This window comes from Variovorax sp. Varisp36 (genome assembly GCF_047304235.1).
Classification (GTDB): Bacteria; Pseudomonadota; Gammaproteobacteria; order Burkholderiales; family Burkholderiaceae_C; genus Variovorax.
In genome coordinates this window covers 72443-94049 of sequence record NZ_JBGLYU010000013.1, presented here as the reverse complement: position 1 = coordinate 94049, position 21607 = coordinate 72443, and the positions used below count along the sequence as shown (strand labels likewise).

27 protein-coding genes are annotated in these 21607 nt (G+C 66.2%); 25 read left to right on the top strand and 2 right to left on the bottom strand.

The genetic code is table 11. The features are described from left to right. Positions 1-47 precede the first annotated feature (47 nt). The 19 genes from ACCD11_RS10685 to hisA all read left to right on the top strand — a co-directional run bounded on the left by ACCD11_RS10685 (position 48) and on the right by hisA (position 15675). Complete coding sequence (locus tag ACCD11_RS10685) at positions 48-1526, top strand: glutamate synthase subunit beta (RefSeq protein WP_413313829.1); 1479 nt, start codon at positions 48-50, stop codon at positions 1524-1526. A gap of 66 nt (positions 1527-1592) precedes the next feature. Further along, entirely contained in the window at positions 1593-2456 is an 864-nt protein-coding gene (locus ACCD11_RS10680; protein WP_413313828.1) for an ABC transporter ATP-binding protein, read from the top strand. Then, positions 2453-3235, top strand: a complete 783-nt coding sequence (mlaE, locus tag ACCD11_RS10675) for a lipid asymmetry maintenance ABC transporter permease subunit MlaE (protein ID WP_007835242.1) — start codon at positions 2453-2455, stop codon at positions 3233-3235. The genes ACCD11_RS10680 and mlaE overlap by 4 nt, the downstream gene beginning before the upstream one ends. A 136-nt stretch (positions 3236-3371) precedes the next feature. Next, positions 3372-3863, top strand: a complete 492-nt coding sequence (mlaD, locus tag ACCD11_RS10670; protein ID WP_007835243.1) for an outer membrane lipid asymmetry maintenance protein MlaD — start codon at positions 3372-3374, stop codon at positions 3861-3863. Positions 3864-3889: 26 nt separating this feature from the next. Further along, positions 3890-4630, top strand: a complete 741-nt coding sequence (locus ACCD11_RS10665; protein WP_413313827.1) for a VacJ family lipoprotein — start codon at positions 3890-3892, stop codon at positions 4628-4630. A gap of 162 nt (positions 4631-4792) precedes the next feature. Next, positions 4793-5449 carry a phospholipid-binding protein MlaC gene (locus ACCD11_RS10660; RefSeq protein ID WP_413313826.1) on the top strand — a complete coding sequence of 219 codons (657 nt, stop codon included), beginning with the start codon at positions 4793-4795 and terminating at the stop codon, positions 5447-5449. A 12-nt stretch (positions 5450-5461) separates the two neighbouring features. Further along, positions 5462-5737, top strand: a complete 276-nt coding sequence (locus tag ACCD11_RS10655; RefSeq protein ID WP_007835246.1) for a lipid asymmetry maintenance protein MlaB — start codon at positions 5462-5464, stop codon at positions 5735-5737. A 164-nt stretch (positions 5738-5901) separates the two neighbouring features. After that, entirely contained in the window at positions 5902-6849 is a 948-nt protein-coding gene (locus tag ACCD11_RS10650) for an ABC transporter ATP-binding protein (RefSeq protein WP_007835247.1), read from the top strand. A 91-nt stretch (positions 6850-6940) separates the two neighbouring features. Next, the gene (locus ACCD11_RS10645; protein WP_042673676.1) at positions 6941-7696 is read left to right on the top strand and encodes an ABC transporter permease; all 756 of its coding nucleotides are present in this window, start codon (positions 6941-6943) and stop codon (positions 7694-7696) included. Between the two features lie 20 nt (positions 7697-7716). Beyond that, complete coding sequence (locus tag ACCD11_RS10640; RefSeq protein WP_007835251.1) at positions 7717-7959, top strand: BolA family protein; 243 nt, start codon at positions 7717-7719, stop codon at positions 7957-7959. Between the two features lie 41 nt (positions 7960-8000). Next, complete coding sequence (murA, locus tag ACCD11_RS10635) at positions 8001-9302, top strand: UDP-N-acetylglucosamine 1-carboxyvinyltransferase (protein WP_007835252.1); 1302 nt, start codon at positions 8001-8003, stop codon at positions 9300-9302. Continuing rightward, a complete protein-coding gene (gene hisG, locus ACCD11_RS10630; RefSeq protein ID WP_007835253.1) occupies positions 9299-9940 on the top strand; it encodes an ATP phosphoribosyltransferase in 642 nt (213 codons plus the stop codon). Before murA ends, hisG begins: the two co-directional genes overlap by 4 nt. Before the next feature lie 11 nt (positions 9941-9951). After that, positions 9952-11274: a histidinol dehydrogenase gene (gene hisD, locus ACCD11_RS10625; protein ID WP_413313825.1), complete on the top strand. Its 1323-nt coding sequence runs from the start codon at positions 9952-9954 to the stop codon at positions 11272-11274. Positions 11275-11312: 38 nt separating this feature from the next. Beyond that, on the top strand, positions 11313-12146 hold the full coding sequence (locus tag ACCD11_RS10620) for a hypothetical protein (protein WP_413313824.1): 834 nt from the start codon (positions 11313-11315) through the stop codon (positions 12144-12146). Positions 12147-12151: 5 nt separating this feature from the next. Then, on the top strand, positions 12152-12499 hold the full coding sequence (locus ACCD11_RS10615; protein ID WP_157632216.1) for a hypothetical protein: 348 nt from the start codon (positions 12152-12154) through the stop codon (positions 12497-12499). Continuing rightward, positions 12496-13587 carry a histidinol-phosphate transaminase gene (gene hisC, locus ACCD11_RS10610; RefSeq protein WP_413313823.1) on the top strand — a complete coding sequence of 364 codons (1092 nt, stop codon included), beginning with the start codon at positions 12496-12498 and terminating at the stop codon, positions 13585-13587. Before ACCD11_RS10615 ends, hisC begins: the two co-directional genes overlap by 4 nt. Further along, positions 13584-14192 carry an imidazoleglycerol-phosphate dehydratase HisB gene (hisB, locus tag ACCD11_RS10605; RefSeq protein WP_413313822.1) on the top strand — a complete coding sequence of 203 codons (609 nt, stop codon included), beginning with the start codon at positions 13584-13586 and terminating at the stop codon, positions 14190-14192. Before hisC ends, hisB begins: the two co-directional genes overlap by 4 nt. A 19-nt stretch (positions 14193-14211) precedes the next feature. Continuing rightward, entirely contained in the window at positions 14212-14871 is a 660-nt protein-coding gene (gene hisH, locus ACCD11_RS10600) for an imidazole glycerol phosphate synthase subunit HisH (RefSeq protein WP_413313821.1), read from the top strand. A gap of 63 nt (positions 14872-14934) precedes the next feature. Then, entirely contained in the window at positions 14935-15675 is a 741-nt protein-coding gene (gene hisA, locus ACCD11_RS10595; protein ID WP_007835261.1) for a 1-(5-phosphoribosyl)-5-[(5-phosphoribosylamino)methylideneamino]imidazole-4-carboxamide isomerase, read from the top strand. 256 nt (positions 15676-15931) lie between these two features. Here hisA and ACCD11_RS10590 read toward each other — a convergent pair whose 3' ends face one another. Continuing rightward, complete coding sequence (locus tag ACCD11_RS10590) at positions 15932-16855, bottom strand: amino acid ABC transporter substrate-binding protein (RefSeq protein ID WP_413313820.1); 924 nt, start codon at positions 16853-16855, stop codon at positions 15932-15934. A gap of 8 nt (positions 16856-16863) precedes the next feature. After that, positions 16864-18168, bottom strand: coding sequence for a dicarboxylate/amino acid:cation symporter (locus ACCD11_RS10585; protein WP_413313819.1), 1305 nt, complete (start codon positions 18166-18168; stop codon positions 16864-16866). Between the two features lie 173 nt (positions 18169-18341). Here ACCD11_RS10585 and ACCD11_RS10580 point away from each other — a divergent pair, with 173 nt between their 5' ends. From ACCD11_RS10580 to ACCD11_RS10555, 6 genes are read left to right on the top strand one after another with little or no spacing between them, the layout of a single operon-like run. Continuing rightward, positions 18342-19175, top strand: a complete 834-nt coding sequence (locus ACCD11_RS10580; RefSeq protein ID WP_056586058.1) for a D-hexose-6-phosphate mutarotase — start codon at positions 18342-18344, stop codon at positions 19173-19175. 22 nt (positions 19176-19197) lie between these two features. Beyond that, a complete protein-coding gene (hisF, locus tag ACCD11_RS10575; protein WP_007835271.1) occupies positions 19198-19983 on the top strand; it encodes an imidazole glycerol phosphate synthase subunit HisF in 786 nt (261 codons plus the stop codon). Positions 19984-20024: 41 nt separating this feature from the next. After that, on the top strand, positions 20025-20414 hold the full coding sequence (gene hisI / locus ACCD11_RS10570) for a phosphoribosyl-AMP cyclohydrolase (protein WP_413313818.1): 390 nt from the start codon (positions 20025-20027) through the stop codon (positions 20412-20414). After that, the gene (locus ACCD11_RS10565) at positions 20411-20803 is read left to right on the top strand and encodes a phosphoribosyl-ATP diphosphatase (protein WP_413313817.1); all 393 of its coding nucleotides are present in this window, start codon (positions 20411-20413) and stop codon (positions 20801-20803) included. The genes hisI and ACCD11_RS10565 overlap by 4 nt, the downstream gene beginning before the upstream one ends. A gap of 13 nt (positions 20804-20816) precedes the next feature. Continuing rightward, positions 20817-21206 carry a DUF4870 family protein gene (locus tag ACCD11_RS10560; RefSeq protein ID WP_007835277.1) on the top strand — a complete coding sequence of 130 codons (390 nt, stop codon included), beginning with the start codon at positions 20817-20819 and terminating at the stop codon, positions 21204-21206. Then, complete coding sequence (locus ACCD11_RS10555) at positions 21196-21555, top strand: histidine triad nucleotide-binding protein (protein WP_007835279.1); 360 nt, start codon at positions 21196-21198, stop codon at positions 21553-21555. The genes ACCD11_RS10560 and ACCD11_RS10555 overlap by 11 nt, the downstream gene beginning before the upstream one ends. Positions 21556-21607: the final 52 nt, after the last annotated feature.

Here is a 21607-nt window from a genome sequence, read left to right as displayed (position 1 = left end):
GGCGGCTACACGCAGTGAGCAAGCAACGGGGGTGTAAAGGAATCACGATGGGAAAGATCACCGGCTTCATGGAGCATGAGCGCGTCGAGGAGGGCTACAAGCCCGTCGACGAGCGCGTCAAGCATTACAAGGAATTCGTCGTCGGCCTGAACACCGAACAGGCCAAGGTGCAGGGCGCGCGCTGCATGGACTGCGGCACGCCGTTCTGCAACAGCGGTTGCCCGGTCAACAACATCATTCCGGACTTCAACGACCTCGTGTACCGCAACGACTGGCAAAACGCCTTCGCGGTGCTCGACTCGACCAACAACTTCCCCGAGTTCACCGGCCGCATCTGCCCCGCGCCCTGCGAGGCGGCCTGCGTGCTCAACGTGAACGACGACCCGGTCGGCATCAAGTCGCTGGAGCACGCGATCATCGACCGCGCCTGGGACGAAGGCTGGGTGGCGCCGCGCGCCGCCAAGCACAAGACCGGCAAGAAGGTGGCGGTGGTGGGTTCGGGCCCGGCCGGCATGGCGGCCGCCCAGCAACTGGCGCGCGTCGGCCACGACGTGACGTTGTTCGAGAAGAACGACCGCATCGGCGGCCTGCTGCGCTACGGCATCCCCGACTTCAAGATGGAGAAGTCGCACATCGACCGGCGCGTCGAGCAGATGAAGGCCGAAGGCGTGACCTTCCGCACCGGCGTGATGGTCGGCGCCGCGAAGGATCCGCTGGGCAAGGGCTCCAAGGTCACGAACCTCGCCAAGGAAACCGTCACGCCCGAGCAGCTGCAGAAAGAGTTCGACGCCGTGGTGCTCACCGGCGGCGCCGAGCAATCGCGCGACCTGCCGGTGCCCGGTCGCGACCTCGACGGCATCCATTTCGCGATGGAGTTCCTGCCGCAGCAAAACCGCGTCAACGCGGGCGACAAGGTCAAGGGCCAGCTGCGCGCCGACGGCAAGCACGTGATCGTCATCGGCGGCGGCGACACCGGCTCCGATTGTGTGGGCACCAGCAACCGCCACGGCGCCGCGAGCGTCACGCAGTTCGAACTGATGCCGCAGCCGCCCGAGGAAGAAAACCGCCCGCTGACCTGGCCGTACTGGCCGATCAAGCTGCGCACCAGCTCCAGCCATGAAGAGGGCTGCGAGCGCGAGTTCGCGATCTCCACCAAGGAGTTCATCGGCGAGAAGGGCAAGGTCACCGGCCTGAAGACCGTTCGCGTCGAATGGAAGGACGGCAAGATGCAGGAAGTGGCCGGCAGCGAGCAGGTGCTCAAGGCCGACCTCGTGCTGCTCGCCATGGGCTTCATCAGCCCCGTGGCCACCGTGCTCGATGCCTTCGGTGTCGAGAAGGATGCACGCGGCAATGCCAAGGCGACGGTCGACTTCATCGGGGGCTATGCCACCAACGTGCCGAAGGTATTCGCCGCCGGCGACATCCGCCGCGGACAGTCGCTGGTGGTCTGGGCGATCCGCGAGGGCCGTCAAGCTGCCCGCGCGGTCGATGAATTTTTGATGGGATTCAGCGACTTGCCTCGCTGATTTTTGTTTCAGTTTCGCGGGCCCGGGTTTGTCCCCGGTATCATCCGCCGGAAACCGCATGCCGGGATGCCTGAAAGGGCGCCCGGCTTTTTTATTGAGATGGACCCAGCCGCACCACTGCCACATCCCTTTGTAGAGTTCCGCGACGTTACGTTCGGCTACGGCGCGCGCGCCATTCTCGACGGCGTGTCCTTCACCGTGCCGCGCGGCAAGGTGACGGCCCTGATGGGCGCATCGGGCGGCGGCAAGACCACCGTGCTGCGCCTGATCGGCGGACAGCAGAAGGCGCAGCGCGGCGAGGTGCTCTTCGATGGTCAGGACGTCGTCAGGTTCGACGCGACGGCGCTTTACGCGGCGCGGCGCCGAATGGGCATGCTGTTCCAGTTCGGCGCGTTGTTCACCGACATGAGCGTGTTCGACAACGTGGCCTTCCCGCTGCGCGAGCACACCCAGTTGTCCGAAGCGCTGGTGCGCGACATCGTGCTCATGAAGCTCGATGCCGTCGGCCTGCGCGGCGCGCGCGACCTGATGCCCAGCGAGGTGTCGGGCGGCATGGCGCGGCGCGTGGCGCTGGCGCGCGCGATCGCGCTCGACCCCGATCTCGTCATGTACGACGAGCCCTTCGCCGGCCTCGACCCGATCTCGCTCGGCACGGCGGCGCGGCTGATCCGACAGCTCAACGACACGCTCGGACTCACCAGCATCATCGTGTCGCACGACCTCGAGGAAACCTTCCGCATCGCCGACCACGTGATCATCCTGGCCAACGGCGGCATTGCCGCGCAGGGCACGCCCGACGAAGTGCGCGAGAGCGACGATCCGCTGGTCCATCAGTTCGTCAATGCGCTGCCCGACGGGCCGGTGCATTTCCACTACCCCGGCGTCAGCATCGAAGACGACTTCGGCAATGTGGAAGGAGGGCGCTCATGACCTGGTGGAAACCAGCCGACCTCGGCTTCGCGGTGCGCCGCCATCTGGCCAACCTGGGCTATGGCGCGAAGCTTTTCACGCGCCTGATCGGACCGGGCGCGCAGATCATGCGCCGGTTCGGGCTGGTGCGCGACCAGATCCATTTCCTGGGCAACTACTCGCTCGCGATCATCGGCGTGTCGGGGCTGTTCGTCGGCTTCGTGCTGGGGCTGCAGATGTACTACGCGCTGCAGCGCTACGGCTCGTCCGAAGCGCTCGGCCTCCTGGTCACGCTGAGTCTCGTGCGCGAGCTCGGGCCCGTGGTGGCGGCCTTGCTCTTCACCGGACGCGCCGGTACGTCGCTTACCGCGGAGATCGGCCTCATGAAGGCCGACGAGCAATTGAGCGCCATGGAGATGATGGCGGTCGATCCGGTGCAGCGCATTCTCGCGCCGCGCTTCTGGGCCGGCGTGATCACCATGCCGCTGCTGGCGGCTGTGTTCAGCGCGGTGGGCATCATGGGCGGCTACGTGGTGGGCGTGCTGATGCTGGGCGTGGACCCGGGCGCGTTCTGGGGCCAGATGCAGGGCGGCGTCGACGTATGGCGCGACGTCGGCAATGGCGTCATCAAGAGCATCGTCTTCGGCTTCACCGTGACCTTCATCGCACTGCTGCAGGGCTACGAGGCCCAGCCCACGCCCGAAGGCGTGTCGCGCGCGACCACGAAGACCGTGGTCACGGCATCGCTGGCGGTACTGGGGCTCGACTTCCTGCTCACCGCGATGATGTTCAGCATATGAACGAGTACACCCCCAGGCTTGCCCACTTCGTGTGGCCTCCTACCCCCTTGCAGGGGGCAACACCTGCAGCCCGGCAAAGCCGGTTCTGCGGTGTTTCTCGAATGAGTCAATCCGTAGGCATTTAGGAAGAGTCGATATGCAACGTTCCAACAACGACATCTGGGTGGGCCTGTTCGTGCTGATCGGCGCGGCGGCGCTGCTGTTTCTCGCGCTGCAGTCGGCCAACCTGCTGAGCCTGAATTTCCAGAAGACCTATGCGGTCACCGCGCGCTTCGACAACATCGGCGGGCTCAAGCCCCAAACCGCGGTCAAGAGCGCGGGGGTCGTGGTCGGCCGCGTGGAATCCATCGCCTTCAACGACAAGTCCTTTCAGGCCGACGTGACGCTGGCTTTGCAAAACCGTTACAGTTTTCCCAAGGACAGCTCGCTCAAGATCCTGACCAGTGGCCTGCTCGGCGAGCAGTACATCGGAATCGAGGCGGGCGCCGAGGAGAAGGCACTGCAGGCCGGCGACACCATCACTTCGACCCAATCGGCCGTGGTGCTGGAGAACCTGATCAGCCAGTTCCTGTACAGCAAGGCGGCCGAAGGCAATTCTTCGACGCCTGGAACAGCCAATAAGAAATGAAAACACGAGCCCCTCTTTTTGCTGCTATGAATAACGTAGCAAGCCATGCGCGCTGGATGAGCGCAGCAGCCGTCTTTGCGCTGGTGGCCGGTTGCGCCACCGGCCCCAACGCCAATCCGGCCGACCCGTTCGAGCCATTCAACCGCGGTGTTTCGCGCTTCAACGACACCGTCGACGACGCGGTGCTCGTCCCCGTGGCCACGGCCTACCAGAAGGCGCTGCCCTCGATGGTGCGCACCGGCGTGAACAACTTCTTCTCCAACATCGGCGATGTCTGGAGCCTGGCCAACAACGTGGCCCAGTTGAAGCTGCAGAATAGCGCCGAGACCTTCATGCGGCTGAACGTCAACACCTTCTTCGGCCTCGGCGGCCTGCTGGACGTTGCGACCGAAGCGGGCATTCCCCGCCACGAGGAAGACTTTGGCCAGACGCTGGGCTACTGGGGGGTCGGCTCCGGCCCATATGTCGTGCTGCCGCTGCTGGGCCCCTCGACGGTGCGCGACACTGCGGCCAAGCCGCTCGACATGTACGGCGATCCGCTGGGCCATGTGAGCGACATCCCCTGGCGCAATTCGCTGACGGTGCTGCGCGTCGTCGACACGCGTTCGCAGTACCTGCGCGCCGGCCGCCTGCTCGGCGACGCGGCGCTCGACAAGTATTCGTTCACGCGCGATGCGTTCCTGCAGCACCGCCGCAGCCAGGTCTACGACGGCAATCCGCCCAGCGATGGCGGCGGCAGCGACGGCAGCGACGGCAGCGACAAGTAAGCCGAGGAGCAGCATGGAGGGAAGGCTGCTTGCATCCGGTTGCAAGGCTTCACCTCCCGGACAGGAACCCGGTCGGCCCCATGCGCCTCGAATCCGTTCCTGTTTCAGCATCCGGCTTTTCCGGATGCCTGTGGATTTTCAAATTTGAATGAGGGACTCTCCATGAACGACAAGACCTTGCAACGTCGCGATCTCGGCCGCCTGGTGCTGGCCGGTGCCCTGCTGTTCGGTGCGGCTTTCGCATTCGTCCTGCCCGCCCGTGCCGCCGACGAAGCGCCCGATGCGCTCGTCAAGCGCCTCTCGACCGACGTGCTCGAGACGATCAAGGCCGACTCGTCCATCAAGTCGGGCGACGTCAACAAGATCATGCTGCTGGTCGACAGCAAGATCATGCCCAACGTCAACTTCCAGCGCATGACGGCCTCGGCCGTCGGCCCGGCCTGGCGCACGGCCACGCCAGAGCAGCAGAAGCGCCTGCAGGAAGAATTCAAGACCCTGCTGGTGCGCACCTATGCCGGCGCGCTCGACCAGGTGACCGACCAGACCGTCACCATCCGTCCGTTCCGCGGCTCGCCCGACGACAAGGACGTGCTGGTGCGCACCGAGGTCAAGGGCCGCGGCGATCCGGTCCAGCTCGACTACCGCCTCGAGAAGACCCCCGGCCAGGGCGCCGGCTGGAAGGTCTACAACCTGAATGTGCTGGGCGTCTGGCTGGTCGACACCTACCGCACCCAGTTCGCGCAGGAAATCAACAAGAGCGGTGTCGACGGCCTGATCGCCGCACTGGCCGCGCGCAACAAGGGCAACGGCAAGAGCTGACCGGAGCGCACGATGCTGGTCCTGCCGACCCGACTCACCCACGACGAGGCCCCCGCCTGCATGCGCATGCTGCAGCAGGGGCTGAAGGGCCAGGTCGACTCGTCGTCCACCGTGGTCGACGCGACCGCGCTGGCCCAGTTCGATTCGTCGGCGCTGGCCGTGCTGCTCGAATGCCGGCGCGAATCCAGCGCCCTGGGACGCGGCTTTTCCGTCAAGGGCCTCTCGCCCCGGCTGCGCGAGCTGGCCGCGCTGTACGGCATTGCGGGCCTTTTGCCCGCGGCGCCCTGACATTGTTGGCCCCCCGGCTTTTCACTCCGCTTTGCTGCGTGTAATTCGCCACCCCCCGAGGGGGACGCGCGGCCCGCCTTGGGGCGGCCCGGCGGCGGCCGCATGAGGGTATCGGGCCGCTGCGCGGCAGCTTGTAAAGCGGCCCCTTAAAATCGCGGGCTCCCATGCCCGCGATCTCATTCCAATCGGTCTCCAAGACCTATCCCCCCTCCAGACAGCAGAAAGCCCAAGGCAAGCAAGGGCTGAAGGCGGTCGACGAGGTCAGCTTCCAGATCGAGCCGGGCGAGTTCTTCGGCCTGCTCGGCCCGAACGGCGCGGGCAAGACCACCCTCATCAGCATGCTCGCGGGGCTTTCGCGCCCCACGGCCGGCGCCATCAGCGTCCACGGCTTCGACGTGCAGCGCGATTACGCCGAGGCACGCCGCCAGCTCGGCATCGTGCCGCAGGAGCTGGTGTTCGACCCCTTCTTCAACGTGCGCGAATCGCTGCGCATCCAGTCGGGCTACTTCGGCATCAAGAACAACGACGACTGGATCGACGAGCTGCTGCACAGCCTGGGCCTCGCCGACAAGGCCGGCGCCAACATGCGCCAGCTTTCGGGTGGCATGAAGCGCCGCGTGCTTGTGGCGCAGGCGCTGGTGCACAAGCCGCCGGTGATCGTGCTCGACGAGCCCACGGCCGGCGTCGACGTCGAATTGCGCCAGACGCTCTGGCAGTTCGTCGCCCGGCTCAACAAGCAGGGCAGCACCGTGCTGCTGACCACCCATTACCTCGAAGAAGCCGAGGCGCTGTGCAGCCGCATCGCGATGCTCAAGCTCGGCAAGGTGATCGCGCTCGACCGCACCAGCGAACTGTTGAAGTCGGCCGCGAGCAACGTACTGCGCTTCAAGACCGACGCCATGCTGCCCTGGGCCATCGCCCAGCATGCGCGCATCACCGGGCGCATCGTGCAGCTGCCGGCGCAGAACGCCCATGAAGTCGAACAACTGCTGGCCGCGATCCGCGAAGCCGGCGTCGCGGTGGAAGACGTGGAAATGCGCAAGGCCGATCTCGAAGACGTGTTCATCGACCTGATGGCCGGCGAGCAGACGCCGCTGGAGGTGGCGCGATGAGCGCCGCGCCGGGCCGCCCCAAGCAAGCGAAGCTCCCCCTCGGGGGGAAGCGAGGACACGCAGTGCCGAGCAAGGGGGCTCCATGATGGCCGTGACCGGTTGGCGCGCGCTGCTCTACAAGGAGACGCTGCGCTTCTGGAAGGTCGGGTTCCAGACCGTCGGTGCGCCGGTGCTCACCGCGCTGCTGTACCTCATGGTGTTCGGCCATGTGCTCGAGGGCCGCGTGACGGTCTACGGCACCGTCGGCTACACGGCCTTCCTCGTGCCGGGCCTCGTGATGATGAGCGTGCTGCAGAACGCGTTCGCCAACAGCTCGTCCTCGATCATCCAGAGCAAGATCATGGGCAACCTGGTGTTCGTGCTGCTCACGCCGCTGTCGCACTGGGGCTGGTTCTTCGCCTACGTGGGCTCGTCGGTCATCCGCGGGCTGGCCGTGGGGCTGGGCGTGTTCGCGGTCACGGTCTTCTTCGCGATGCCGAACTTCGTGGCGCCGGTCTGGATCGTCGTTTTCGCGCTGCTGGGCGCCGCGATGCTCGGCACGCTCGGGTTGATCGCCGGCCTCTGGGCCGAGAAGTTCGACCAGATGGCGGTGTTCCAGAACTTCCTGATCATGCCCATGACCTTCCTGTCGGGCGTGTTCTATTCGATCGGCTCGCTGCCGCCTTTCTGGCAGAGCGTGAGCCACCTGAACCCGTTCTTCTACATGATCGACGGCTTCCGCTACGGCTTCTTCGGCGTGAGCGATGCATCGCCCTGGCTCAGCCTGGGCATCGTCGGCACCGCGTGGCTGGCGGTGAGCGCCATCGCTGTCCATCTCCTGCGCATCGGCTACAAAATCCGAGGCTGAACGCTTCTTCTCCAGACCCCATGACCGCCGAACAACTCCAGGCCCTGATCCAGTCCCACCTCCCGTGCGAGCACATCACGCTCGAGGGCGATGGCCGGCATTGGTATGCCACCATCGTCTCGGCCGAATTCGAGGGCAAGCGCGCGATCCAGCGCCATCAGCGGGTCTACGCCACCCTCGGTGCGAAAATGCACACCGACGAGGTGCATGCGCTTTCGATGAAGACCTACACGCCGGCCGAATGGGCGGCGGTGGAAAAATAACTCCCCGGCCCTCGCAGGCCCCTGATTTCGCTGGAATTTCGATGGACAAACTTCTGATTCGCGGCGGGCGAGAGCTCCGCGGCGAAGTACTCATTTCCGGCGCCAAGAACGCCGCGCTGCCCGAACTGTGCGCGGCGCTGCTGACCGACCAGCCCGTGACGCTGCACAACGTGCCGCGCCTGCAGGACGTGTCGACCATGCTCAAGCTGGTGCGCAACATGGGCGTCGTGGCCGAGCGCGGCCAGGATGGGAAGGACGGCGGCACGGTGCGCCTGAATGCCGGCGACCTGAACAACCCGGAAGCGCCTTATGAGCTGGTGAAGACCATGCGCGCCTCCGTGCTGGCCCTGGGTCCGCTGCTGGCGCGCTTCGGCCATGCCAAGGTGTCGCTGCCCGGCGGCTGCGCCATCGGCTCGCGGCCGGTCGACCAGCACATCAAGGGCCTGCAGGCCATGGGCGCCGAGATCGTGGTCGACCACGGCTACATGGTCGCGCGCCTGCCCGAAGGCCGCACCCGCCTGAAGGGCGCGCGCATCCTGACCGACATGGTTACCGTCACCGGCACCGAGAACTTTCTGATGGCCGCCGCACTGGCCGAGGGCGAGACGCTGCTCGAGAACGCCGCGCAGGAGCCCGAGATCGTCGACCTGGCCGAAATGCTGATCCGCATGGGCGCCAAGATCGAAGGCCACGGCACCAGCCACATCCGCATCCAGGGCGTCGAGAAGCTGCACGGCTGCGAACACGCCGTGGTGGCCGACCGCATCGAGGCCGGCACCTTCCTGTGCGCCGTCGCGGCCACGGGCGGCGAGGCCTTCCTGCGCCACGCGCGCGGCGACCACATGGACGCCGTGATCGACAAGCTGCGCGACGCGGGCTGCACCGTCGCCTGCGAGAAGGACGGCGTGCGCGTCAGCTCCAAGGGTCCGGCCTGCGAACATCTGAAGGCACAGAGCTTCAGCACCACCGAATACCCCGGCTTCCCGACCGACATGCAGGCCCAGTTCATGGCCCTGAACGTGATCGCGCGCGGCGCCTCGATGGTCACCGAAACCATCTTCGAGAACCGCTTCATGCACGTGAACGAGATGGTTCGCCTGGGCGCCAACATCCACGTCGAGGGCAAGGTCGCGATGGTCGAGGGCGTGCAGCAGCTCTCGGGCGCGACCGTGATGGCCACCGACCTGCGCGCTTCGGCCAGCCTGGTCATCGCCGGCCTCGTGGCCGAGGGCGAAACCCTGATCGACCGCATCTACCACCTCGACCGGGGCTACGACCGCATGGAAGCCAAGCTGCGCGGCCTGGGCGCCGACATCGAACGACTGACCGGAGCCGCCGCATGATCACCCTGGCGCTTTCCAAGGGCCGCATCTTCGAAGAAACGATGCCCCTGCTGGCGGCCGCCGGCATCGAGGTCACCGAAGACCCCGAGAAGTCGCGCAAGCTCATTCTTGGCACCACCCGCCCCGACGTTCGCGTGGTGCTGGTGCGCGCCTCCGACGTGCCCACCTACGTGCAGTACGGCGGCGCCGACCTCGGCGTGACCGGGCTCGACGTGCTGCTCGAACACGGCAACCAGGGCCTGTACCAGCCGCTCGATCTGCGCATCGCGGCCTGCCGCCTCAGCGTGGCCGTGCGCGCCGACTACGACTACGCCTCGGCCGTGAAGCAGGGCTCGCGCCTGCGTGTGGCGACCAAGTACGTGGGCCTGTCGCGCGACTTCTTCGCCAGCAAGGGCGTGCACGTCGACCTGATCAAGCTCTACGGCAGCATGGAGCTGGCGCCGCTCACGGGCCTGGCCGACGCCATCGTCGACCTGGTTTCGACCGGCAACACGCTCAAGGCCAACCACCTCGTCGAGGTGGAACGCATCATGGACATCAGCGCCCGGCTGGTGGTCAACCAGGCGGCGCTCAAGCTCAAGCGCGAGCCCATCCGCCGCATCATCGACGCGTTCGCGTCGGCCATTCCTTCCGCCTGAACATCACGCACATGACTCTGAAAGCAGCCCCCGCCCGACTGTCCACGACTTCAGCCAGCTTCGACGCTGAATTCAAGGCGCGGCTGCATTGGTCCGCGGACGCGGATGCGGCCATCGAGAAGGTGGTGGCGGACATCCTCGCCGACGTTCAAACGCGTGGCGACGTTGCGGTGCTGGAGTACACGAATCGCTTCGACAAGCTCGACGCGAAGACGCTGCCCGAGCTGGAGCTGACCCAGGCCGAACTGAAGGCCGCCTTCGAGTCGCTGCCCGCAGCGCAGCGCGACGCGCTCGAAGCCGCCGCACGCCGCGTGCGCAGCTACCACGAGGCCCAGAAGAAGGCCTCGGGCGAGAGCTGGAGCTACCGCGACGCCGACGGCACGCTGCTCGGCCAGAAGGTCACGCCGCTCGACCGTGTCGGCATCTACGTGCCGGGCGGCAAGGCCGCCTATCCGTCGAGCGTGCTGATGAACGCCATTCCCGCGCACGTCGCGGGCGTCGCCGAAATCATCATGGTCGTGCCGACGCCGAAGGGCGAGAAGAACCAGCTCGTGCTGGCCGCCGCCTACGCGGCCGGCGTGACGCGTGCCTTCACCATCGGCGGCGCACAAGCCGTGGCCGCGCTGGCCTACGGCACCGCGACCGTCCCCGCCGTCGACAAGATCACCGGTCCCGGCAACGCCTACGTGGCCGCAGCCAAGCGCCGCGTGTTCGGCACCGTGGGCATCGACATGATCGCGGGCCCGAGCGAAATCCTCGTGTTGGCCGACGGCACCACGCCGCCCGAGTGGGTGGCGATGGACCTGTTCAGCCAGGCCGAGCACGACGAGCTGGCGCAGAGCATCCTGCTGTGCCCCGACGCCGCCTACATCGACCGCGTGCAGGCCGAGATCGATCGCCTGCTGCCCACCATGCCGCGCGCCGAAATCATCGCCGCCTCGCTCAACGGCCGCGGCGCGCTGATCCACACGAAGAGCATGGAAGAGGCCTGCGAGATCAGCAACCGCATCGCGCCCGAGCACCTGGAAGTCAGCAGCAGCGAACCGAATCGCTGGGAGCCGCTGCTGCGCCACGCCGGCGCGATCTTCCTGGGCGCCTTCACCAGCGAGAGCCTGGGCGACTACTGCGCCGGGCCGAACCACGTGCTGCCGACCAGCGGCACGGCGCGCTTCTCGAGCCCGCTGGGCGTCTACGACTTCCAGAAGCGCTCCAGCCTGATCGAGGTCAGCGAGGCCGGCGCCCAGGCGCTCGGCCCGGTCGCCGTCACGCTGGCCGAGGGCGAGGGCCTGCAGGCGCACGCCGAGGCCGCCCGCATGCGGCTGCGTAAGATCTGAACTCCAACAACAACCCGTCCTCGGGAGGAGCAAGCAAGATGATCGGTCGTCTCTTCGGTTCGCGCCTGTTCAGGTTCGCCGCGACTGCCATTGCGGGGGCCGCGCTGTTGGCCGCCTGCAGCCAGATGCCGCAGGCTCCGCGCGAATCGGCCGCCGCCAGCGCCACGTCCAGCGCCGCCGCGCCGGCCGCACCCGCGCCGCAGCTTGGCACGCAATGGGGCGAGGGCATCGAATCGAAGACCCGCACCGTCGTCGCCAAGCGCCTGTCCGACCGGCCGGACGACGTGGCCTCGGTGGGCTACAACGAGGCCTCCGCCGTGCGCCGCGCGGTGGGCAGCAATCCCGAGCGGCGGCTCAACCTGCTGCTGGCCGATGGCGATGTCGAATGGTCCGTGCTCGACGAGGACGGCCGTCCGCTGCCCCTGCAGCGCACCCGCCGGGGCAGCGGCGGGGAGGACATGTTCCGTCTCGCCGGTGTCGAAGGCGCGCGCTACACACTGCGCTTTCGCAACCTGAGCGAGCGCAGCTACGAAGTGATCGCCACCGTCGACGGCCTCGACGTGCTCAACGGCAAGCCCGGCAGCATGCGCAACGGCGGCTACGTGCTGCGGCCGCTGCAGTCGCTGACCATCGAGGGCTTTCGCAAGAGCCAGAACGAGGTGGCCGCCTTCCGTTTTTCAGCGCCCGGCCGCGCCTACGCTGCGAACACCGAAGCCGGCGACGTGCGCAACGTCGGCGTGATCGGTGCAGCGCTGTTCGAGCTCGAAGAGCGCGACACCCCGCGCCGCCAGCGCCGCGGCGCCGACCCGTCGCAGCCCAGCGCCTTCCCGGCCGACGGCGCCTACGCGCCTCCGCCGCGCTACCGCAAGTGATGCCGATGAAGCGTGCCGCGTTCCTGCTGCTCGCACTCGCCGTCGCCTCCGGCGCGCAGGCCATGAGCATCCGCGAGCTGCGCACGCTCGAGGCCAACGAAAAGGAGGGCAAGGCCTACGCCAGCTACTACCTGGTCGGCGTGCTCGAAGGCCTGCGCGAAGGCGTCGAATCTTCGCAGCGCAACGGCCAGAAGCCGCTGTTCTGCGTCGAGGGCCGCCGCCTCGAACCCTCCATGGCCCGTTCGCTCTACCAGACCGAGCTGACCCGCAACGCCGACAGTTACGAAGCCGACATGCCCGTGCAACTGGTCATGTCCGGCGCCCTCAAGAACAGCTATCACTGCACCCGATGACCGCTCCCGAATCCGCTCGCCCGCCGTTCGACCGCATCCGCCACGACGTGCGGGCCATGCATGGCTATGCGGTGCAGGACGCGCGCGGCTTCATCAAGCTCGACGCCATGGAAAACCCCTTCGGCCTGCCGCCCGCGCTGCAGGCCGAACTCGGCACGCGGCTCGGCGCGCTGGCGCTCAACCGCTACCCCGGCGACCGTGGCGCCGACCTGCGCAGCGCGCTGGCGGCACATGCGCAAATGCCTGAAGGCTTCGCGCTGATGCTGGGCAACGGGTCGGACGAACTGATCTCGCTGCTGGCCATCGCCTGCGACCTGCCGGGTGCGGCCGTGCTGGCACCCGTGCCCGGCTTCGTGATGTACGCCATGAGCGCGAAGCTCCAGGGCCTGAAGTTCGTTGGCGTGCCGCTCACGGCCGACTTCGAGCTCGATGAGGCCGCCATGCTGGCCGCCATCGAGCGCGAGAAGCCCGCCATCGTCTATCTCGCGTACCCCAACAACCCGACCGCCAACCTCTGGGACGACGCCGTCCTCGAGAAGATCGTCGAAGCCCAGGGCGCGCAGGGCGGCCTGGTGGTGATCGACGAGGCCTACCAGCCCTTTGCCGCCCGCAGCTACATCGACCGGCTGGCGAAGCACGGCCACGTGCTGCTGATGCGCACGCTCAGCAAGTTCGGGCTGGCCGGCATCCGCCTGGGCTACATGATGGGTCCGGCCGCGCTGGTCGCCGAGATCGACAAAGTGCGCCCGCCCTACAACATCAGCGTGCTCAACTGCGAGGCTGCGCTGTTCGCGCTGGAGCATGCCGACGTGTTCGAGGCCCAGGCCCGGCAGATCCGCGAGGAGCGCGAGCGCCTGATGACGGGGCTCGGCCGCCTGCCCGGCGTGAAGACCTGGCCCAGCGACGCCAACATGATCCTCCTGCGCGTGCCCGATGCCGCCAGGACTTTTGAGGGTATGAAGGCTCGCGGCGTTCTGGTGAAGAACGTTTCTAAAATGCATGAACTGCTCGCGAACTGCCTGCGTCTCACCGTCGGAACGGCCGACGAGAATGCGCGGATGCTCGCGGCACTCGAAGCCTCACTATGACCACCCCCCAGATTGCCGATCGCACAGCGACGGTCACCCGCAACACCGCCGAGACGAAGATCACCGTCAGCGTGAACCTCGACGGCACCGGCCGCGCCAAGCTTTCCACCGGCATCGGCTTCTTCGACCACATGCTCGACCAGATCGCCCGCCACGGGCTGATCGACCTCGACATCGACTGCAAGGGCGACCTGCACATCGACGGGCACCACACGGTGGAAGACGTGGGCATCACGCTGGGCCAGGCCGTGGCCAAGGCCGTCGGCGACAAGAAAGGCATCCGCCGCTACGGCCATGCCTATGTGCCGCTCGACGAGGCGCTGAGCCGTGTCGTCATCGACTTCTCGGGCCGTCCGGGCCTCGTGATGCACGTGCCTTTCACCAGCGGGATGATCGGCACCTTCGACAGCCAGCTCACCTACGAGTTCTTCCAGGGTTTCGTGAACCACGCCTTCGTCTCGCTGCACATCGACAACCTCAAGGGCGTCAATGCGCATCACCAGTGCGAGACGGTGTTCAAGGCTTTTGCGCGCGCCATGCGCGGCGCGCTCGAAATCGATCCCCGCTCCGTCGGGGTCATTCCATCGACCAAGGGTTCGCTCTGAAGCCCGCCAGCGAACAGCTATGAAATCTGTAGCAGCAAATACCGTCGCGGTCGTCGACTACGGCATGGGCAACCTGCACTCGGTGTCGCAGGCCGTTCGCCATGCGGCCGACCAGGTGGGCGTGGAGGTGTTCGTCACCTCCGACCCCGACGTGGTCCGCAAGGCGACCCGTGTGGTGCTGCCGGGGCAGGGCGCCATGCCCGACTGCATGCGCGAGCTGCGCGACTCCGGCCTTCAGGAATCGGTGCTCGAAGCGGCCGCCAGCAAGCCGCTGTTCGGCGTGTGCGTGGGCATGCAGATGATGCTGTCGCATAGCGACGAAGGCCCGACCGACGGCTTGGGCCTCATTCCAGGTGAAGTCGTCAAATTCGACCTGGCCGGGCGCCTGCAGGCCGACGGCAGCCGTTTCAAGGTGCCGCAGATGGGCTGGAACCAGGTGCGCCAGGCCCAGCCGCATCCGGTGTGGGCGGGCGTGCCCGACCTGAGCTATTTTTACTTCGTGCACAGCTTCTATGCCCGTCCGGCGGACCCCAAACACAGCGTGGGCGAGGCGGAATACGGCGCGAGCTTTACCGCGGCCATCGCACGCGATAACATTTTTGCCACCCAGTTCCACCCGGAGAAGAGTGCGGACCACGGGTTGCAGCTCTATCGCAATTTCCTCCACTGGAAACCCTGAACCTATTTTTCCGACCGGGCCGACACTCCCACAGCCCGGATCCCGCACACTCGCGTCACTTCCATGCTCCTCATTCCCGCCATTGATCTCAAAGACGGCCACTGCGTTCGCCTCAAACAGGGCGACATGGACCAGTCCACCATCTTCAGCGAAGACCCTGCCGCCATGGCCCGCAAGTGGGTCGAGGCCGGCGCGCGCCGGCTGCACCTGGTCGACCTGAATGGCGCCTTCGCCGGCAAGCCGCAGAACCACGCGGCGATCAAGGCGATCCTGAAAGAGGTGGGCGACGACATCCCGGTGCAACTCGGCGGCGGCATCCGCGACCTCGACACCATCGAGCGCTACATCGACGACGGCCTGCGCTACGTGATCATCGGCACCGCCGCGGTCAAGAACCCCGGCTTCCTGAAGGACGCCTGCAGCGCCTTCGGCGGCCACATCATCGTGGGCCTGGACGCCAAGGACGGCAAGGTCGCCACCGACGGCTGGAGCAAGCTCACGGGCCACGAGGTGGCCGACCTGGGCAAGAAGTTCGAGGACTACGGCGTCGAATCGATCATCTACACCGACATCGGCCGCGACGGCATGCTCTCGGGCATCAACATCGAGGCCACCGTCAAGCTCGCGCAGGCGCTGACCATCCCCGTGATCGCCTCGGGCGGCCTGTCGAACATGGCCGACATCGACAAGCTCTGCGAAGTCGAGTCCGACGGCGTGGAAGGTGTGATCTGCGGCCGCGCGATCTACTCGGGCGACCTCGACTTCGCCGCCGCGCAGGCCCGCGCGGACGAACTGGCGGCCTGACGCATTGCCGGCGCCGCCCTGGGCGGGCGTGCCGGTTCCTGTTCAGGCTCGGCTTCATCGAGGTCTTGATCGCCTGCCAGCAGGCTCAGCATGACCCCGGCCAGGACGATGGCCAGTCCGAGTACCGCCACTGCTTCCAGAAAGAATTTCATGGCGCCATGCCGTTGAGATGCCCCAGGGTTCCTCAGGCAATTGGATGAAATCCTCCTGACCGTTCGCTGAGTAAGAAAACGTCAGGCCGCGCCCTGAAAAGAAGCTATTCGGACTTCACCGACATCGTCTGGATGATCGTTTCCAGCTGCTCGCTCATCGGCAGATTGATGCTCTCCCCCGAAGGCAGCTTGCGCAGGAACCAGCGCTTGTACTGCCGATGGATCTCGCCGTCTTCCGCCAGTACCTGGAAAGTGTCGATGACCAACTTGTTCAACTGCGGATCGTCCTTGCGGTACATGATCCCGTAGGGGTCGTAGGAGAGGAAATCGCCGACCACCTCATAGTTGGCCTTGGCGGCGTCCTGCGCGATCAGGCCGTAGAGCAGCACGTCGTCGGTCGCGAAGGCGTCGGCCTGGCCGCTCTTCACCAGCGCGAACGACTCCGCGTGGTCGCGCGCCACCCGCAGGTCGATGTTCAGCTTGAACTTTTCCGACAGGTCGCGCAGCGTCTTCTCGTTCGTGGTGCCGGCCGTCACCGCCACCTTCTTGCCCGCGAGGTCGCGGAACGACTTGATCGGCGAGCCCTTCTTCACCAGCACCTTGGTACCCGAGACGAACATCGTCGGTGAGAAGCTCACGCGCTTCTGGCGCTCGAGGTTGTTGGTGGTCGAGCCGCATTCCAGGTCGACCTTGCCGCTCGCGACCGCGTCGATGCGCGAGTCGGGCGTGACGGGCACCCACTTGATGGTGAGGCTCTTGTTCACCGCGTCCTCGATGGCCGTCACCAGCGCGCGGCAAAGCTCGATCGAATAGCCGATCGGCTCCTTGCGCGCATTGAGGTACGAGAACGGCACCGACGATTCGCGGTAGCCGATGGTGATGGCACCCGTCTCGCGCGCCTTGGCAAGAGTGCCGGTCAGCGCGGTGGGGGCTTGCTCCTGCGCCTGTGCCGGCCTTGCAGGCACGAGCATGGCGGCCGTCAGCAGCAGTACGGCGAGAAAAACCGACGGCGTGGCCTTGGGCTTCATGGCGCGCCTCACGCGTGTGCGGGGTGGGCGAGGGTGGCCGCCGCCTCTTCGTCGATCGCGCGGGCGTTGACCTCGGCATCGCGCTCGGACATCAGTTCGCCCTCCCACTTGGCGACCACCGCGGTGGCAATGGAGTTGCCCACCGCATTGGTGGCCGAGCGGCCCATGTCGAGGAAAGTGTCCACGCCCAAAATCAGCAGCAGGCCGGCTTCGGGAATGTCGAAGTGGTTCAGCGTGGCGGCGATCACCACCAGCGAGGCGCGCGGCACGCCGGCCATGCCCTTGGACGTGAGCATGAGGATCAGCAGCATCGTGATCTGCGTGCTGATCGGCATGTGGATGTTGTAGGCCTGGGCGATGAAGAGCACCGCGAAGGTGCAGTACATCATCGAGCCGTCGAGGTTGAACGAGTAGCCCATCGGCATCACGAAGCTCGAGATCTTGCGCTTCACGCCGAAACGGTCGAGCGCCTGCAGGATCTTCGGGTAGGCCGCTTCGGAGCTCGCGGTGGCGAACGACAGCAGGAAGGCTTCCTTGATGAGTACCAGCAGCTTGAACACGCGCGGGCCGAGGAACAGGAAGCCCGCCAGGATCAGCACGCTCCACAGCACGAACAGGCCCAGGTAGAAGTCGCCCATGAACACCGCGAACTTCAGCAGGATGCTCAGGCCGTTGACAGCCACCGTGGCGGCCATGGCGGCCAGCACCGCCAGGGGGGCGAGCTTCATCACGTAGCCGGTGATCTTGAGCATCGCGTGCGACAGCTCCTCGATGGCCGCCACCAGTGTCTTGGCCTTGTCGCCCAGCGAGGCCAGCGCCACGCCGAAGAACATCGAGAACACCACGATCTGCAGGATCTCGTTGTTCGCCATGGCCTCGACGAACGACTTGGGCACCGTGTGGCTCACGAAGTCCTTCAGCGTGAACTTGGCGGTGGCCAGGTTGGCCGAGGCGCCGATGTCGGGCAGCGGCAGGCCCAGGTTCTCGCCGGGCTTGAGCAGGTTGGCCATGACCAGGCCGATCACCAGCGAGATCAGCGAGGCGGTCAGGAACCAGCCGATGGCCTTGCCGAACACGCGGCCGACCGACTTGGCGTCGCCCATGTGCGCGATGCCCACCACCAGCGTGGAGAACACCAGCGGGCCGATCAGCATCTTGATCAGGCGCAGGAACACGTCCGAGACGATGGAGACGTAATCTGCAATTTCTTTCGCGGCCTTTTTGTCCGGAAAGCTCGAGAAGATCATGTAGCCGACGACGATGCCGAGCACCATCGCGATCAGGATCCATGCGGCCATCGGCAGCTTCTTCATGCGTATCCCCTTTTTGTCTGTCGTGTGAGAGTGATTTTCGAGTGCACGGGGCCGACTTGCATGCTGTCCCCCGATGCAAGCGGCCACAGGGTATCCAAGAAGGCCCCGTGCACGCAATGGGCCCTTGATGCCAATTCCGTGCCACCGCGCGGTCGCTGCCTACAATTCCGGGCATGGAAACCAGCCTGATCGAGTTCCGCGGCCAGCCCGCCATCCGCGCCACGGGCGCCGATGGAAGCACCCTGACCGTTGCATTGCATGGCGCCCAAGTGCTCTCGTGGGCCACGGCCAGCGGGGTGGAGCGACTTTATCTGAGTCCGCGCGCGGTGTTCGACGGGCAGGCCGCCATTCGCGGCGGCGTGCCCATCTGCTGCCCCCAGTTCAACCAGCGCGGCATGCTGCCCAAGCATGGATTCATGCGCAATTTGCCTTGGTCGCAAGCGGCCGCCGATGCGCCGCAGACGCTGCGGTTGACGCTGCGCGACAACGAAGCCACCCGGAGGCTCTGGCCGCACGCTTTTGAGGCACGGCTGGAAGCGACCCTGTCCGCCGGCGGGCTGCGCACCACGCTCACGCTCGTCAACATCGACCATGCGCCCTGGACCTTTGCGGCCGCGCTGCACACCTATCTGCGCGTCGACGACATCGCCCACGTGCGCCTCGAAGGCCTGCAGGGCGCCAACCGCTGGGATTCGCTGCGCGACGACCGTCATGTGGAAACCGCCGCGGCGCTGCATTTCGACGCGGAATTCGACAGCGTCTACGCTGCACCCGCCAAGCCGCTGCGCCTCGTGCAGCCAGGCAGCACGCTCGAAATCGCACAAAGCGCGAGCTGCAGCGAAACCGTGGTCTGGAACCCCGGTGCCGTGCTCGGAGCGAAACTCGCCGACATGCCCGAAGACGGCTTCCGCCACATGCTCTGCGTCGAGGCGGCCCGCATCGACGAGCCCGTCCTGCTGGCGCCCGGCGCCCAATGGCAGGGCTGGCAACAGCTCCGCGTTCTCTGATCTCCTACCGGTTCATTTTTTCATGCTTGCCAAACGCATCATTCCCTGCCTCGACGTCACCGGCGGCCGCGTCGTCAAGGGCGTCAACTTCCTCGAACTGCGCGATGCGGGCGACCCCGTCGAGATCGCCGCGCGCTACAACGCGCAGGGCGCCGACGAACTCACCTTCCTCGACATCACCGCCACCAGCGACGGACGCGACCTGATCCTGCCGATCATCGAGGCCGTGGCTTCGCAGGTCTTCATTCCGCTGACCGTGGGCGGCGGCGTGCGCACCGTGGCCGACGTGCGCCGGCTGCTCAACGCGGGCGCCGACAAGACCAGCTTCAACTCGGCCGCCATCTCGGATCCGCAGGTGATCAACGACGCCTCGCAGAAATACGGTTCGCAGTGCATCGTGGTCGCCATCGACGCCAAGCGCCGCAGCCCCGAAGAGGCCGCCACGCGTGGGGCGGGCTGGGACGTGTACAGCCACGGCGGGCGCAAGAACACCGGCCTCGACGCCGTCGAATGGGCCGCCGAGATGGCGCGCCGCGGCGCCGGCGAGATCCTGCTCACCAGCATGGACCGCGACGGCACCAAGAGCGGCTTCGACCTGGAACTGACCCGCGCCGTGAGCAATGCCGTCAACGTGCCGGTGATCGCCTCGGGCGGCGTCGGCAGCCTCGACGACCTGGCCGACGGCATCCAGACCGGCGGCGCTGATGCAGTGCTGGCGGCCAGCATCTTCCACTACGGCGAGCACACGGTGGGCGAGGCCAAAGCCCGCATGGCCGCGCGGGGCATTCCCGTGCGGATCGACCGTTGAACGTGCCTCAAGGGTCTTTTCCCATCCCCGACAATACCGCGATGAATTGGCTCGATGAAGTGAAGTGGGATGCGAGCGGCCTGGTGCCCGTGATCGCGCAGGAACAAGGCAGCAACGACGTGCTGATGTTCGCCTGGATGAACCGCGAGGCGCTCGAAAAGACCGCCGAGCTCGGCCGCGCGGTGTATTTCAGCCGCTCGCGCAACAAGCTCTGGTTCAAGGGCGAGGAATCGGGCCACGTGCAGACCGTGCACGAGATCCGCCTCGACTGCGACAACGACGTGGTGCTGCTCAAGGTCACCCAGCTCGGCCACGAGCCCGGCATCGCCTGCCACACCGGCCGCCACAGCTGCTTCTTCAGCAAGTACGAGAACGGCGGCTGGACCGTGGTCGAACCCGTCTTGAAAGACCCGGAGTCGATCTACAAATGACGGCCACAGTGAACCACAGCACCTCCGACGCCCTTGCACGCCTTGCCTCGGTCATCGAAAGCCGCCTGCCCGCGCGCGGAGGCGATCCCGAGAAGAGCTACGTCGCGCGCCTGTTGCACAAGGGCCCCGACGCCTTCCTCAAGAAGATCGGCGAGGAAGCCACCGAGGTCGTGATGGCCGCCAAGGACGCCGACCACGGCGGCGACCGCTCCAAAATAGTGAACGAAGTGGCCGACCTATGGTTCCACACCATGGTGGCGCTGGCGCACTACGGTTTTTCCCCCGCCGACGTCACCGCGGAACTCGAGCGTCGCGAGGGCACCAGCGGCATCGAGGAAAAAGCGCTGCGCAAGGTGCAGGCGCGGGAATCCGAAGCCTCCAACGATTGAAAGGACATCGACCATGGCCAACGACATCGTGAACGTGGAACCCGACGACTCCCTCAAGACCTGGGGCTGGGTCAGTTACATCCTGCACCTGATCGTGGCCATCGGCGCCGTCGTGCCGGGGGCGCAGGCCTCCGTGCTGCTGCTGCTGATTGCGCTGGTGATCGACTTCGTCAAGCGCGACGACGCGGCCGGCACCTGGCAGGCATCGCACTTCAGCTGGCGCATCCGCTCGGTGCTGTGGGCCGGCCTGCTGTACATCGTTACTTCGTGGCTCTGGCTGCTGTTCTTCGTGCCGGGCTGGATCGCCTGGAGCCTGATCTCGCTGTGGTTCCTGTACCGGATCGTGAAGGGCATGATCCGCATGAACGACGGCCGTCCCATGGAACCCAAAGATGTCATCTGACCCGAACTGCGTCTTCTGCAAAATCATCGAAGGCAAGATCCCCTCGCGCAAGGTCTACGAAGACGACGACCTGTTCGGTTTTCACGACATCTCGCCCTGGGCGCCGGTGCATTTCATGCTGGTGCCCAAGAAGCACATCGCTTCGATGGCGCAGCTCACGCCCGACGACTCGGCCCTCATGGGCAAGATCATGATCCTGGCGCCCAAGCTGGCGCTGGAGCAGGGCTGCAGGCCCTATCCGGACGGCGGCTACCGGGTCGTCGTCAACACGGGCAGCGAGGGCGGCCAGGAGGTTCACCATCTCCATGTCCATGTCATGGGCGGCCCCCGCCCGTGGCTTCGCGGTTGAGTGGCGTTAGTCCAAACTGTCACATTCCGCCCGACTAAAATCGGACACATTC